Annotated in this window: 9 protein-coding genes; 6 read left to right on the forward strand and 3 right to left on the reverse strand. The window is 59.0% G+C overall.

Annotation, left to right across the window (positions count from 1 at the left end; translation table 11 throughout):
- Window positions 1-84: 84 nt before the first annotated feature.
- Both DWY03_RS07945 and DWY03_RS07950 read left to right on the forward strand, forming a co-directional pair.
- Window positions 85-759, forward strand: coding sequence for a response regulator transcription factor (locus DWY03_RS07945; protein WP_055252402.1), 675 nt, complete (start codon window positions 85-87; stop codon window positions 757-759).
- Window positions 756-1,904, forward strand: coding sequence for a HAMP domain-containing sensor histidine kinase (locus DWY03_RS07950; RefSeq protein ID WP_055252403.1), 1,149 nt, complete (start codon window positions 756-758; stop codon window positions 1,902-1,904). The genes DWY03_RS07945 and DWY03_RS07950 overlap by 4 nt, the downstream gene beginning before the upstream one ends.
- Before the next feature lie 116 nt (window positions 1,905-2,020).
- Here DWY03_RS07950 and guaA read toward each other — a convergent pair whose 3' ends face one another.
- On the reverse strand, window positions 2,021-3,001 hold the full coding sequence (gene guaA, locus DWY03_RS07955) for a glutamine-hydrolyzing GMP synthase (RefSeq protein ID WP_082435590.1): 981 nt from the start codon (window positions 2,999-3,001) through the stop codon (window positions 2,021-2,023).
- A gap of 297 nt (window positions 3,002-3,298) precedes the next feature.
- Here guaA and DWY03_RS10150 point away from each other — a divergent pair, with 297 nt between their 5' ends.
- A complete protein-coding gene (locus DWY03_RS10150) occupies window positions 3,299-4,303 on the forward strand; it encodes a helix-turn-helix transcriptional regulator (RefSeq protein WP_055252404.1) in 1,005 nt (334 codons plus the stop codon).
- Between the two features lie 155 nt (window positions 4,304-4,458).
- Window positions 4,459-8,829: a hypothetical protein gene (locus DWY03_RS07965; protein ID WP_117840394.1), complete on the forward strand. Its 4,371-nt coding sequence runs from the start codon at window positions 4,459-4,461 to the stop codon at window positions 8,827-8,829.
- An 89-nt stretch (window positions 8,830-8,918) separates the two neighbouring features.
- On the opposite strand, the gene DWY03_RS07970 is transcribed toward DWY03_RS07965, so the two are convergent.
- Both DWY03_RS07970 and DWY03_RS07975 read right to left on the reverse strand, forming a co-directional pair.
- Window positions 8,919-9,503, reverse strand: a complete 585-nt coding sequence (locus DWY03_RS07970) for a hypothetical protein (protein WP_117840395.1) — start codon at window positions 9,501-9,503, stop codon at window positions 8,919-8,921.
- Window positions 9,504-9,512: 9 nt separating this feature from the next.
- Window positions 9,513-9,743: a helix-turn-helix transcriptional regulator gene (locus DWY03_RS07975; RefSeq protein ID WP_117840396.1), complete on the reverse strand. Its 231-nt coding sequence runs from the start codon at window positions 9,741-9,743 to the stop codon at window positions 9,513-9,515.
- Window positions 9,744-10,194: 451 nt separating this feature from the next.
- On the opposite strand from DWY03_RS07975, the gene DWY03_RS07980 reads away from it, so the two are divergent.
- Window positions 10,195-12,192 carry a type IIA DNA topoisomerase subunit B gene (locus DWY03_RS07980; RefSeq protein WP_117820832.1) on the forward strand — a complete coding sequence of 666 codons (1,998 nt, stop codon included), beginning with the start codon at window positions 10,195-10,197 and terminating at the stop codon, window positions 12,190-12,192.
- Between the two features lie 45 nt (window positions 12,193-12,237).
- Window positions 12,238-14,478 carry a DNA gyrase subunit A gene (locus tag DWY03_RS07985; RefSeq protein ID WP_117840397.1) on the forward strand — a complete coding sequence of 747 codons (2,241 nt, stop codon included), beginning with the start codon at window positions 12,238-12,240 and terminating at the stop codon, window positions 14,476-14,478.
- The last annotated feature ends 98 nt before the right edge of the window (window positions 14,479-14,576 follow it).

Raw genomic sequence — 14,576 nt, forward strand, 5'->3', positions numbered from 1 at the left:
CCACTCCTTTCGTTTCGCGACCCATTGGACCATACCGACTATAAAATCCGTGTTAAGCGTGAATGATTATGCAAGGAGAACGTTATGCGCATCTTGGTCATCGAGGACGAGCGGGCGCTGTGCGATGCGATCGCACGCAGCCTGCGCAACTTGGCCTATAGCGTCGACTGCTGCTACGACGGGCAGCAGGCCCTCGATCTGCTCGATGTCGAGACCTTTGATCTTGTCGTGCTCGACCTCAATCTCCCCCATGTCGACGGCATGACCGTGCTCAGGCAACTCAGGACAGCTGATTGTGAGACCAAGGTGCTTGTGCTCTCGGCACGTGGCGAGGTCTCCGACAAGGTAGCGGGGCTCGATGCGGGCGCCAACGACTACCTCACCAAGCCGTTTCATCTTGACGAGCTTGCGGCAAGGATTCGCAGCCTTACCCTCAGACGCTTTACACAAAGCGACGTTGTTCTAACCTGTGGATCGCTGAGCTTTGACACCAAGGCGCGCCTCGCCACAGTGGGCGACGAGATCCTGTCCCTCACGCGCAAGGAGACCGGCATCTTGGAATACCTGATGCTTAACCAGGGGCGGCCGGTGAGCCAGGAGGAGCTCATCGACCACGTATGGGACAGCAGCGTCAACAGCTTTAGCAACGCGACCCGCGTGCACATCTCGTCGCTGCGCAAAAAGCTGCGCGGCGCGTTGGGGCACGACCCCATCCGCAACCGAATCGGCGAAGGCTACGTTATGGAGGATGGCAAATGAAGCGGTTGTCGCTGCAGTGGCGCATCACGTTGATGACGGCACTGCTGATATGTTCGACCTGCGTACTTATGAATTGCCTGGTTGGCTACTCCGGCATGCGCTACATGGACTCGATTGGTGCAGAAGCGTCGGCGCACAGCAAGGTGGAGGCGGCCTCGCCCAGCTCATTTGACCCGACAAACAAAGAGCTCGACGACGCGCTGACCATCGTCGTGAACGACGCCCAAGAATCGTTTGGCGCGACGAGCTGGTATATAACTGCGGCGGTGACGCTGCTCGGCGGCGTGCTGGCCTACTTTGTAAGCGGACATGCGCTGCGGCCGTTGCGCTTCTTTGCGACGCAAGTCGAGAGCGTGCGGCCCGACAACCTCGCCGACACAAAAATCAGCGAGGACGTGCCCTCTGAACTCAGGCGCTGCAGCGCGTCGTTTAACGACATGATTGCCCGCCTTGACGAGGGATTTTCCGCACAAAGACAGTTTACGGGCAATGCGGCGCACGAGCTGCGCACGCCACTTGCGCTCATGCAGGCCCAGGTCGAGCTGTTTTGCGCCGAGCACCCCGACGTCGACGCCGATACAGCGAGCCTGCTCGGGCTGCTGCAGGAGCAGACCGAGCGAATGACGCACATGACAAAGACCCTGCTCGAGATGAGCGAGCTGCGCAGTGTCCCTTGCAACGATGTGATTGACCTAGCGCCGATGATCGAAGAAGTGCTCACGGACCTGGCACCCCTTGCCGAGCAAAAAGACATCACGCTTACAAGTGAGGGCGACGCGCAAACGATCGGCAGCGACACGCTGATCTATCGGTTGCTGTTCAACTTGACCGAAAACGCCATACGCTATAGCGCGCCCAACTCGACCGTGCAAATCAACGCCTGCGCCGAAGGCGACCGCGTGCTGCTACGCGTGCGCGACCAGGGGCCGGGCATTCCCGAGCAATACCAGACGAGCATCTTTCAGCCCTTCTATCGCGTCGACAAATCGCGCAGCAGGGCATACGGCGGCGTGGGGCTGGGGCTTGCGCTGGTCTGGGAGATCGCCGCACTTCACGGCGGCTCCATCGAGGTCGAAAAGAGCTCGGAGCGCGGAACGACCATGCTCGTGACTCTTCCCACTCGCGCACTCGGCTCATTAAAATAACGAACGGGATGGCACGCCGCGTGGCGTACCATCCCGCACATAATATCGAGGATGTGACAAAGGGACTGTCCCTTTGTCACATCTGCTAGTTCTCGTCGCCTACCAGCTGAGTTAGCTTACTCCCACTCGACCGTGCCGACGGGCTTCGGCGTGAGGTCGTAGCACACTCGGCAGATGCCGGGAACCTCGGCGGTGACGCGAGCGGTAATACGCTTGAGCAGCGCCCAGTCGAGCTCGGGCACCTCGGCGGTCATGACGTCAACGGTGTTGATGCAGCGGATGATGCAGGGCCAGTCGTAGGCGCGCTTACCCTCGCGCACGCCGGTGGCGCGGAAGTCGGGCACGACGGCAAAATACTGCCAGATGGTCAGACCTGCCTTGTCGATCTCCTCGCGCACGATGGCGTCGGCTTCGCGCAGCGCCTCAAGACGGTCGCGGGTGATGGCGCCAAGGCAGCGGACGCCCAGGCCAGGACCGGGGAACGGCTGACGCTCAACCATGTTCTCGGGCAGGCCGAGCTCGCGGCCCACGACGCGCACCTCGTCCTTGTACAGCAGCTTGACGGGCTCGCAGAGCTCAAACTGCAGGTCATCGGGCAGGCCGCCCACGTTGTGGTGAGCCTTCACGCCATCCTGGGACTCCAGGATGTCGGGATAGATGGTGCCCTGGGCGAGGAAGCTAACCTCGTCGCCAACCTTGCGGGCCTCCTCCTCGAACACGCGAATGAACTCGGCGCCGATAATCTTACGCTTGGCCTCGGGCTCCTCGACGTCCACGAGCTTATCCAGGAAGCGATCAGTCGCGTCAACATAGACCAGGTTGGCGTCCATCTGGTTCTTGAAGACGTCGACGACCTGCTCGCTCTCGCCCTTGCGCATCAGGCCGTGGTTCACGTGCACGCAGATGAGTTGCTTGCCGATGGCCTTGATGAGCAAGGCCGCGACAACCGAGCTGTCAACGCCGCCCGAAAGGGCCAGCAGGACCTTCTTGTCGCCGATCTGCTCGCGGATTGCAGCGACCTGCTCTTCGATGAACGCCTGGGCAAGTTCGGGAGTGGTGATACGCACCATGTCGTCGGGACGCTTGTTGGGATCCATGCAGAGCTCCTTTTCGGTTCGATGGGAATGCGTTACACGTATGCAAACGCACCGTCACATGACCTCATTATATGCAGAACGAGATGCGTTTCCCATCGCTGCGACAGAGCTTTTTACAGGGGTGGTATTTTTTCCTAATGTCGAGGTCAGCTAGGCTTCGGTAGCCACCTTGGGAGCATCGCCAATAGACTCTTCCTTTATACGTTCGGCACAATCGTAGGCGATACCCACAAATTCAAGTCCCGAGCAACAGGAGTACAATTGCTGCTATTGTTGCCAGCTGTTGGGAGATGGAAGATGGACTGCGATGGCTACCCATGCGTTCCCATGCCGTTGATGTGCACTGCCTTTGTGCCGGGGCAGATGGACGCTGCGGTTGCAGGCATTTCCGACCCCGATTCGCGCGCCATTGCCACGGCAGAAGCGCTGTACTTTCGCGGACAGGCCACCCTTGCTGCCAAGACGGCGCGCCCCTATCTTGACGCCACCGATCCCGCACTGCGCTATTCCGCATGCTTTATCTGCGGATACGCCAGTCTGTCGCTCAACCGTATCGCCGACGCCCGCCGGTGCCTTGCGGGCATCCTCGATACGCCAACTGACGAGGAATCGCCCGCCGTCCACGCCACGCATATCCTGTTCGCCTCGGCCGCGAGCGTCCTGCTGCACTTGCCTTCCCCGTATTCTGCCGAAGAGTTTTATCCGCTTGCGGCGCATCTGCCCGAAGGCCTGCGCTTGTTCGCCAGCTACGTGATGGCGCATGCCCTGTACCTGCGCGGCGAATATGGCCGCAGTCTGGGCATGGCGGAAAACGCCCTAATTATGAAACAGGGAAGCTATCCCATCTCGGAACTGTTCCTGCACCTGGCAGCTTCCATGGCATACATGAGTCTCAAAGACGTCGACGCCGCAAAAGCGCATTTTGGCGCCGCTTGGGACATTGCGCGCCCCGACGGCCTCATCGAGCTCATCGGCGAGCACCACGGCCTTTTACAGGGGCTCATCGAGGCGTGCCTAAAAACGCAATACCCTGACGATTTCGCGCGCATCATCGAGATCACGTACCGCTTCAGCTACGGCTGGCGGCGCATCCACAACCCCGATTCGGGCGAGGACGTGGCCGACGATCTAACGACCACGGAATTCACCATGGCCATGCTCGCCTGTCGTGGGTGGACCAACGCCGAAATCGCACGCCATATGGGAGTATCGCCGGGCACCGTCAAAAACCGCCTATCCGGCGTATACGCAAAGCTTGGCATCGGCACACGCGCCGAGCTGGTCGCGCATATGTTGCGTTAGCGACCGGGCTGCCAAGCGCATCGAACGCGTTCCGGAACCCGGCGCTTCGCTCGATCAATTTGGACATTTTGGCCATCGAACGGCACTACCGCCACGAAGCGTCTTCTCGCAAAATTGGATTATTTCCACCGATATTTGCGGGATGGGAGCCCAAGATGCTTGATCGCCGTTCGTTACTTGTTGCTGGAGCGTCCTCGCTGGCGAGCATCATGTTGCCTCGCGTGCCGGGAAGCGAAAATGCCTTCCTGCTGCCGTTCGCGCCCACCGCGGCCTATGCCGACGAAGAAGATCCCTTCAAGGTGCTCGTTCTCTCGCGCACCATGTTTGGTGTAGTCGTGGTCGACGTCGCCAACAAGAATACGCCCATCGCAGGTGCCCAGGTCACGCTCACATCGCGCTATGCCGTAGGCAAGCAGCTCACCGCCACGACCGATGACGAAGGCACGGCCATCTTTGAGGTCGCCCCTCTTTCGGAAGACTACGTGGACGAGGCAACGCTTCTCGACGCGTACGACTTTAACGGCGGCATCTCCATTAGCATGGCGGGCTACCGCGATGTCGAGATTCCCCTTGCGCGTATCCAGGGCGGCACCGCCATAACCGCACCCACACGTCCGCTGTCCGACGGCGAGCCGTACTTCCGCCAGCTCACATTCGACGAATGGGACATCCAGTACGCTGATGCCACGTTCATGGCATTGCCGAAGGACGACGCGGCAAACGACCAACCCGACACGCATGCCTTTATTGTACAGGCACATCTGCCACAGGGTGGACAGGCAACGCTGCACATCAACAAGGTAATGCCCGCCACGGGTAGCTCGCCCGAAACCGTCACGCAGATCGGCCAGATCAAGGCCAGCGCATCAGGCGCGGATAATCTGGCGACGTTCACACTCGAAGACAAGTTTCTCGACGCGGCATCGGGCCTTCTGGAGGAAGGGTGCAAGCTGCGCTTTGTCCTCGACTATCAGGGCAAAACCTACACGCTCTCATCCCCCATGGCCGTTGTCACCGCGCCGGCCGCAAAGGCGGAATCGGGCTCGACCACTATCGTCCCCACTACCATGGACCAAGAGGTCACTCCGTTTGATTTCCCCGCGGCGTTTCCCGGCATCGGCGGCAATAAGTTCACGTGCTGGATACCCACATTTCCGATCCTCTTCGATTTCTCGTTTGCTGGATACGTGCTGTTTGGCGGAGGATACAAACCAGCCAGCTATATGAACGATTCGGGCAATCCGGATCCGGAGTACTGGAAGAAGTCACCGCGCGAGTCGGGCGCCAAGCAGGCAAACCGCTACCTCGACGAAATGGAGGGGAAGTGGAATCAGTACAAAAGTATGAGTGCCGGTTCGGGCACCGATCCAAGAAACACCAAGCTCCTTCGCCACCATTGCACGCCGCTGTTCACGATGGATATCGCCACACAGCTGTACGGCTCGCTCGCCTACGATTGGGTGGGCAAAACCTGGGGTGACAACAACGACCCCGCATACGGCAATATTAAGGCCCTCTTCCAGGTAAGAACCGACCTCAATTGGACCGAGCAGTTTACCCTAGGACCGGTGCCGTTTTTCCTAAACGTCAACCCCTGGGTGCTGGCAAAACTGGCGCTCGCCGTGGGCGCCCACACGCACGGCAGCGGCGCGGCGTTTTTCAAGAACATTTCGCTCGACTATTCCAACACGTCGGGCTCGTTCACCATCCAGATCGGACTTGCCGTCACCTTTGGAGCCGGCATTGCAGGCGTCGCTTCGTCCGCTGTGCGTGGCGCCGCATCCCTCACACTGTTCATTGGGTACGAGAAGGCAGATGGACACCAGCTTCCGCGGCTGCGCGTAGGTGCAGACGTCGATGTCGATGTGATACTCCAGTTCGTAATGTTCAAGTGGACCACCAAGGCTTGGTCGGGGTCGTGGCCCACACTCATCGATTCGTGGAATATGTCGGTGAACAATGGCGACCAGTATGTACTCCAGCGCTCTGAGCTGGCATTGGGTGGAAATACGCCTTATACGTTGGATGCCTGCTTCGGCTCGGCCGGCAACGCCGAAGCAGGTGGTGTGCCGCAGTTTATCGCATCGGCCACCATCGTCACCAACGCCGAGCTGCTCGCACGCGCCGAGGTTAAGGCCACTGCCGTAAATGCCGCGCCTGTCGTGCGCGATTGGGATCAAGCGGCCACGCGCATTGAGCTCGAGGCGGATTCAGAAAGCGAAGACACGGGACAGATCGAGCATTTCGTCCATGCACTGGTAGAGAACGACGAAAACGCCGCGCCGATGTATGAGTACACCTACATCGGTCAGTCAACGAACGCCGTTGCGGACCCGAACGCCAATTCTGCCGGCGTGTCGGAGGACGAGCGTGGCGGCATAAAACCCTCGAGCGACAACGTGCTGTTTTCCGGCGTGCTCAGCGAAGCCCACATGAAGCTAACGATGATTGCCGGCGTAGAATGCCTGTTCCGTATCGCCTCGGTGCGCTACGGCGACAATGGCCGCTCGCGCCTGGTGGTGCACACAAAGGCAAACGGCACGTGGTCCGCTCCCACGCCCGTGGACTTTCCCCTTGGGTTTGGCGAGGGCGACGTGGAGCGCGACGGCATATTCGATTACGACTTCGACGTGGTGGAATATACGGACGGAAGAGGAAACCAGGACGCCTACGTGCTGCTGGTCTCGGGCGAGCGCCCCGCCGGCGACAACACCCTTTTCGATACGGCAAGCACAGCCGGCATACTGTCCGTTGTGCGCCTGCGCATAAGTAATGACGAGATCCGCGTTGTGTCGCATACGTCATGGCGCAGCATCTCGCGCGGCCGCCTGCAAGAGGATGGCTACCATTGCCTGCAGTGCCCGCGCATCACGGTAGGCAAGACGCTGATCGACGGACGCCTGTCGGGTGCCTACCTCCACCGCCGCGGAACCACCGCAGAAAAGGCGCTCGGCAGCGAGGCCGAGGTTGCGCTGGAATGCTTTACCCTGTGGTCGGATGATTTGGGCGACAGCCTGACGTTCCGCCAAGTTCTTCGCTTTCCGCAAGCACCGTCGAGTATCGAGCTGAGCGAGCCCGAGAATATCAACGGCAAAATGGTGGTGCCCGTTGCGTACGAGACCGCAGACGGTTGCGGCTGCGCATCGTACGCCGTGATCGGCCAGTCCATTGCGGGCTGGGGCGTTATGCCACCAGACGCCACGGTGCCCCATGCGGTGCCGTGGCCACAACATTCGGGCTTTTTGGCCACCGTCAACGAGCAGCTGCAGCATATTACTTGGACGCGAGGCGCATCGGCATTTGCAACGCAGCCCGTGGGTGCCGCAGGCTGTGGCCCGGCATCGTTTAGCGTAAGCAACAACGGCAGGTGCGCGCTCTATGTAGAGAACACTGATGGCAAGGTGGGGCAAACCTACGACGAAGAAGGCAACCCGGTAGCAGTAATGGGCAAGCACTTCCGCATCTTCGCCAGCACCTTGGCAGGCGATCTGTTCACGGAGCCGTTCGTGATGTGCGAGCTGGACCATCCCGTCGATCAGATAACGACATTTTTGACGTCGGGAGGCATGCTCTCCGCGCTCGCCACGCACATTGTGAGCGCGGAGAAGAGCGAGGCAGAGCTGCACGGCATCGAAGTGCCTCTGGTGGCGTGTGCCACTCCGACGGGCGCGGTCGCTACCTCGGGCGCGGTGGTGCCCGGAGCAGCAGGCGAATCCTTCATGGTCACGGTGCGAAACGACGGCAACACTTTGCTGACTGCCGGCACAATCGATCTGTACCGAGAGGGCTCCAGCCAGCCGTTCTCCAGCGCATCCATCGGATTCGGAGCGAACGCACGCATGGCTTCGATCTACGATCCAGAGCTTGCCGAAGACGCTTCGGCCAACGACATGGCACACGTAAAGTACGCGCTCGAGACGCTGGGCGCACGTTTTGCAACGCACCCGCTGGTAGCCGACAACGGCAACGCCGTGCTGGCACCGGGTTGCACGGCACAGTTCCGTATGAGCTTCGCCATCCCCGAGAGTTGGAACGACGAAGTGGGCAAACGCGTAACGCTGTATGCGAAGGCGCGTAATCTGGTGGCGCTCGATCCCGTAACGCTCGAAGAAATTCGACCGGGCGCAAACTCCGCGCTGGGCGCTGTGCTGCACGAGCTCCACATTCCCGACGCGGCATGCGAGCGTGCAGAGGTGCTGGTGGGCGTAAGCGGCAACGCGAATACGACGGGACTCCACGACGCACCGATGACCGTGGACGGCGATGGCGGCTCGAGCGGCGGCGGTTCCGGCACGGGAGGCAGCTCCGGTGGCGGCAGCGGCTCTGGCAGCGGCAAGGACCGCGGTAACAGCAAGCGTTCTGGAAAAGCAGGCGCGCTTGCTGGAACGGGTGACAGCAACATCCCCCTGACGGCAGCCGCAGCAGCACTCGCCGCAGCCGGAGCCGGCCTCGTCGCCTACAGCGCCCGCCGCACGGCGCTCGAAAACGACACCGCCGATGAGGTCAATTCTGATAAGCCTCGCTAGCTCCTAGTTACTTTTGTGAGAGACGCCGGCTCGGCTCATCGAACATCAAATGGGCTGGTTCTGGATACCCAGAGCCAGCCCATTACGCATTAGATGTCGTCAGAGGAGTCGAGTTCTGCCTCGAGCTTGGCACGGCGTCTTTTCGCCGTGAAAAACGTTGCGCACAGGCCAGCAAACGTGGCCGCGAAAATCGTCGCACCGCAGAACACGCCCGTGGCCAGGTTCGCCAACCAAAAGACGCTTTCGAGTGGTACGATCTGCGCCTCAGCAATACAGCGCATTGCGGCAATAACAAGCGCGAACGCGGCGCCGCTAAGACCGCTGACAAGCAGGAAATATCCAGCAGGAAGATGCTCGGTTTGCCCAAAACGATTGGTATCGACATAGCCCTTCCGCGTTTGCAGTCCTGCGCAAATCAACATTACGAGAACGAGCCACAAATACATGGCTGCCTCGAACGGCGTTGCAAAGCCATGCGGCATTTCACTGGCGTCGCTGTGAACCCACGCAACCTGTCGAGCTATAAACTGGTAGAAAAAGATCATCAACATGCCAAACGAAAGTAGCACGAAACCAATCTTGTAGATCTTCGCGCTCTCAGCCTCCAGGCGCTCATCCTTTGGGCCGGCATATTCACGCCACTTTTGCACGAGTTTTAAATCTTCAAATTTCATAGCGAACTCCTAAAGAGCGTCAGGGTCGACGTCGTTTTCATCTTCCCAAAACAAGTCGTTCAACGTAACGCGTAGCGCTTTACAGATTGCCACGCACAAATTGAGCGTGGGGTTGTAGCCGCCCGCCTCGATCAGGCCGATGGTCTGGCGCGTAACGCCCACGGCCTCGGCCAAGTCAGCTTGCGAAAGGCCAACCGCCGCGCGCGCCGCCTTCATGCGTAGGTTTTTTTTGCCCGGCATGGAGTTCCTTTCGTAGTAATGGACAGATATTCGTTGCAGCATGACAGAAATATATTGCATCCATCAGAAGATGTCAACTATATATGTCATTATGAAAACCATGTCTGTCATCGCCATGCAGACATACCAATTTCAATTCGCCATTCAAACTTACTCGGACAAAACCGACTCGGGTTTCTCCGAGTAAACGTGATTGATAGTCGATCGATGTGCCCGCTCGTGCGATCAGCATCGTTCGATTTTGTTTAGTAAAACTAGATCCCTATTAAATAAAATTCATCGGTATCCAAATTTGTTTAACAATGCCGCGCTACCACTAAACACTATCCCTGTTAATCCGAACGATTGTTCGATGGATTTCGTGTTGGTTGGAATCGTCTGTGGGCTGGGCTATGCTACCTTGACTATCTATATGACTTAAACGCAGCAAGGGAGCACCGAGAGAGCGAGTATGGCAAAAAACACCGCAAACTATGGTAACGACAGTATCCGCCAGCTCAAGGACGAGGAGCGCGTACGCCTGCGTCCCGCCGTCATCTTTGGCTCGGACGGACTCGACGGCTGCGCGCATGCCGCCTTCGAGATCCTGTCCAACGCCGTTGACGAGGCGCGCCAGGGCTACGGCAAGCTCATCACCCTTACCGCCTTTCGCGATGGCTCCATTCAGGTAGAGGACAATGGCCGCGGCTGCCCGCTCGACTGGAACCCTTCCGAGAAGCGCTTTAACTGGGAGCTCGTCTTTTGCGAACTCTACGCCGGCGGCAAGTATAACAACAACCAAGGCGGCGACTACGACTTCTCGCTCGGCACCAACGGCCTGGGCTCCTGCGCGACTCAGTACGCTTCCGAGTACATGGACGTCACCGTCTGGCGTGACGGCAACAAGTACTCCTTACACTTTAAGAAGGGCAAGGTTGTCGGCGCCAAGAAGAAGGCACTCGAAATTGAGCCCAGCGACGAGGACCGCACCGGCACCACTATCAAGTGGCGCCCCGATCTTGAGGTCTTTACCTCGATTAGTATTCCCCACGATTGGTATCGCGAGACCATGCGCCGTCAGGCCGTGGTCAACGCCAACGTGACCTTCCGCCTGCGCATTGAGGGCGACGATGGCGAGTTTTCCGAAGAGGACTTTTGCTACCCCAAGGGCATCGAGGACTACGTGCTCGAGAAGGTCGGTACCGACTACCTTACCGAGCCCTTCTTTATCGAGGCCGACCGTCGCGGTCGCGATCGCGAGGACCTGCCCGACTACAATGTAAAGATCACCGCATGCATGTGCTTCTCGCGCACCTTCATGATGCAGGAGTACTACCACAACTCATCGTGGCTCGAGAACGGCGGTTCGCCCGAAAAGGCCGCCCGCAGCGCTTTGACCAGCGCCATCGATGCCTACATTAAGCAACAGGGCAAATACAACAAAAACGAGAGCGGCATTAAGTGGCAGGACGTCCAGGACTGCCTGGTGCTGGTGACCAACTGCTTCTCCACCCAGACGTCCTACGAGAACCAGACCAAAAAGGCCATCAATAACCGCTTTATCCAGCAGGCTATGACGGCATTCTTTAAGGAGCGTCTCTCGACCTACTTGATCGAGAACAAGGACGCCGCCAACAAGATCATGGAGCAGGTGCTCATCAACAAGCGCTCGCGCGAGAATGCCGAGAAGACGCGTCAGAGCATCAAGACCAACTTGCAGCAGAAGACCGACATGGCCAACCGCGTGCAGAAGTTCATCGACTGCCGCTCCAAGGACAAGAGCCGTCGCGAGATCTACATCGTAGAGGGCGACTCGGCAGCGGGCGCCATTCGCACCTCGCGCGATGCCGAGTTCCAAGGCGTTATGCCCGTCCGCGGCAAGATCCTCAACTGCCTAAAGGAGGACTATCCGCGCATCTTTAAGTCCGACATCATCATGGACCTCATGCGCGTGCTGGGCTGCGGCGTGGAAATCAAAGATAAGCGCATCAAGAACCTTGGCGCCTTCGACCTGGACAACCTCAACTGGAACAAGGTCATCATCTGTACGGACGCCGACGTCGACGGTTACCACATTCGCACGCTCGTGCTCACCATGCTCTACCGCCTGGTGCCCACGCTCATCGACGAGGGCTACGTGTATATCGCCGAGTCTCCGCTCTACGAGATCAACTGCAAAGAGAAGACCTACTTTGCCTACACCGAGCTCGAAAAGAACGGCATCCTCAAGGAGATCGGCGACCAGAAGTGTTCCATCAACCGCTCCAAGGGTCTTGGCGAGAACGACCCGGACATGATGTGGCTCACCACCATGAACCCCGAGACGCGTCGCCTGATTAAGGTGGAGCCCGAGGACGTCACCAAGATGGAGACCATGTTTAACCTGTTGCTGGGCAACGACGAAGCGGGCCGCAAGCGCCATATCTCCGAGCACGGCAAGGAATATCTGGACCAGCTGGACCTGCAATAGCAGCAAATCGATAACGACGGCCCATAAGAAGTTCAAGAGGAAATCGTGGCAAAGAAGAAGACGAAGAACCAGCCAAAGAAAAAGCAGGTCAACGCCGAAAACGTCATCGGCCTGCACTCCGAGGTCACCGACCAGCCGATCACGCAGACGCTCGAGGTCAACTACATGCCCTACGCCATGAGCGTCAACGTCTCGCGTGCGTTCCCCGAGATCGACGGCTTTAAGCCCTCGCACCGCAAGCTGCTCTACACCATGTACAAGATGGGTCTGCTCAAGGGCGAGCGCCAGAAGAGCGCCAACATCGTGGGCCAGACCATGAAGCTCAACCCGCACGGCGATGCCGCGATCTACGAGACGATGGTGCGCCTGGCGACGGGCAACGAAGCACTGCTTGCCCCCTTCGTGGAGTCGAAGGGCAACTTTGGCAAGTACTATTCGGGCGATCTGAGCTACGCCGCCTCGCGTTATACCGAGGCCAAGCTCTCCCCCATCAGCGCCGAGATCTTCAAGGACATCGATAAGGACCCGGTCGACTTCGTCGACAGCTACGACGGTGCCATGAAGGAGCCGCGCCTGCTGCCCACCACGTTCCCCAATATCCTCGTCTCGGCCAACAAGGGCATCGGCGTCGCCATGGCGTCCGACATCTGCGGTTTCAACCTCAACGAGGTCTGTACCGCCACGATGCACTACCTGCAGGATCCCGACTGCGACCTGCTCGAGTACATGCCCATGCCCGACTTCTCGACCGGCGGCGAGATTATCTACCGCCGCGAGGAGATGGAGAAGATCATCGAGACCGGCCTTGGCAGCTTCCAGATTCGCTCCCGCTGGCGTTGGATTCCTGAAGAGCGCATCATCGAGGTCTACGAGATCCCCTACACCACCAAGACCGATGTCATCATCGAGCGCATCGTCAAGCTCTCCAAAGAGGGCAAGGTCAAGGAGATCGCTGACATCCGTGACGAGACCGACCTGTCGGGTCTGCGCATCGCCATCGACCTTAAGCGCGGTGTTGACCCCGACAAGCTCATGGCCAAGCTCTATCGCTCGACCACGCTGCAGGATTCGTTCTCGTGCAACTTTAACGTGCTGGTCGACGGCTATCCCCGCGTTATGGGCGTGCGCCAGATTCTGCACGAGTGGGTCAAGTGGCGTATTGAGTCCACGCGTCGCCGCATTAACTTTGACCTGGGCAAAAAGTCCGAGCGCCTGCACCTGCTGCACGGCCTCGAGGCGATCTTGCTCGACATCGACAAGGCCATCGCCATCATCCGCGGCACCAAGCTCGAAGCCGAGGTCGTGCCCAACCTTATGAAGGGTTTCGACATCGACGAGACCCAGGCCGAGTTTGTTGCCGAGCTTAAACTCCGCAACATCAACGAGGAGTACATCCTCAACCGCACCAAGGACATCGCCAAGCTAGAGGGTGAGATTGCCGAGCTTGAGGAGATTCTCTCCAGCGAGGAGAACATCAAGAAGGTCATCAGCGACGAGCTGGCCGCAGTCAACAAGAAGTACGTGATGCCGCGCCGCACGGGCAGGATCGAGCCCCATGAGGTTATCGAAGTAAGCTTGGAGCCCGAGGTCGAGGAGTACCCGGTCACCATCATGCTCTCGCGCGATGGCTACCTTAAGAAGATGACAGACCGCGTGCTCAAGAAGGCGACCACGCTCAAGTACAAGGACGGCGACAAACCCTTTATCGAGTTTCCGTCCTCCAACACCCACGAATTGCTGGTCTTTACCAACAAGAGCCAGGTGTACAAGTGCAAGGTTGCGGCGTTTGAGGACACCAAGTCGGCCCAGCTGGGCTCGTACCTGCCGACCGATCTTGAGATGGAACCCGACGAGAGTGTCATCTGGGTCATCGACCCCGAGGACTACAAGGCCGACGTGTTGTTCGTCTTTGAGAACGGCCGTGTGGTGCGCGTCGCGCTTTCTGGATACGTCACCAAAACCAACCGCAAGCGCCTCAAGAACGCCATCTACGGTGGCAGCAAGCTGCTGTATGCCCAGGTGCTCAAGGAGGACCGCGACATCGCGCTGGTCTCGAGCGACTATCGCCTGATGAACTTCAACACGTCGCTGCTCAAGACCAAGACGACCACCAACACGCAGGGCGTCCAGGCCTTTACGGCCAAGAAGGGCCGCTCGGTCACCACCGTCGGCACAACCGAGGAGATTCTTGGCGCCGGTGTCTCGGCCGAGAAGTTCACCGCGCAGAGCCTGCCCTCCGCCGGTGCCCTCATGAAGGAAAACGACATGCCGAGTTTGTTTGACTAAAACAACGGTGACTAAACCGTCATGGTTTTACAAAGCAGCGGGGCTCGGGGCGCAGTAACGCTGCGCCCCGAGCCCCATGCATTACACCAGCATCATCC

The sequence above is a fragment of the Collinsella sp. AF23-2 genome, from assembly GCF_003459245.1.
Lineage (GTDB): Bacteria > Actinomycetota > Coriobacteriia > Coriobacteriales > Coriobacteriaceae > Collinsella.

Bases quoted from the DNA above. Each gene is read 5' to 3' on its own strand.
- DWY03_RS07945 (WP_055252402.1), top strand. From the start codon at position 85: ATGCGCATCTTGGTCATCGAGGACGAGCGGGCGCTGTGCGATGCGATC.
- DWY03_RS07950 (WP_055252403.1), top strand. From the start codon at position 756: ATGAAGCGGTTGTCGCTGCAGTGGCGCATCACGTTGATGACGGCACTG.
- guaA (WP_082435590.1), bottom strand. From the start codon at position 3,001: ATGGATCCCAACAAGCGTCCCGACGACATGGTGCGTATCACCACTCCC.
- DWY03_RS10150 (WP_055252404.1), top strand. From the start codon at position 3,299: ATGGACTGCGATGGCTACCCATGCGTTCCCATGCCGTTGATGTGCACT.
- DWY03_RS07965 (WP_117840394.1), top strand. From the start codon at position 4,459: ATGCTTGATCGCCGTTCGTTACTTGTTGCTGGAGCGTCCTCGCTGGCG.
- DWY03_RS07970 (WP_117840395.1), bottom strand. From the start codon at position 9,503: ATGAAATTTGAAGATTTAAAACTCGTGCAAAAGTGGCGTGAATATGCC.
- DWY03_RS07975 (WP_117840396.1), bottom strand. From the start codon at position 9,743: ATGCCGGGCAAAAAAAACCTACGCATGAAGGCGGCGCGCGCGGCGGTT.
- DWY03_RS07980 (WP_117820832.1), top strand. From the start codon at position 10,195: ATGGCAAAAAACACCGCAAACTATGGTAACGACAGTATCCGCCAGCTC.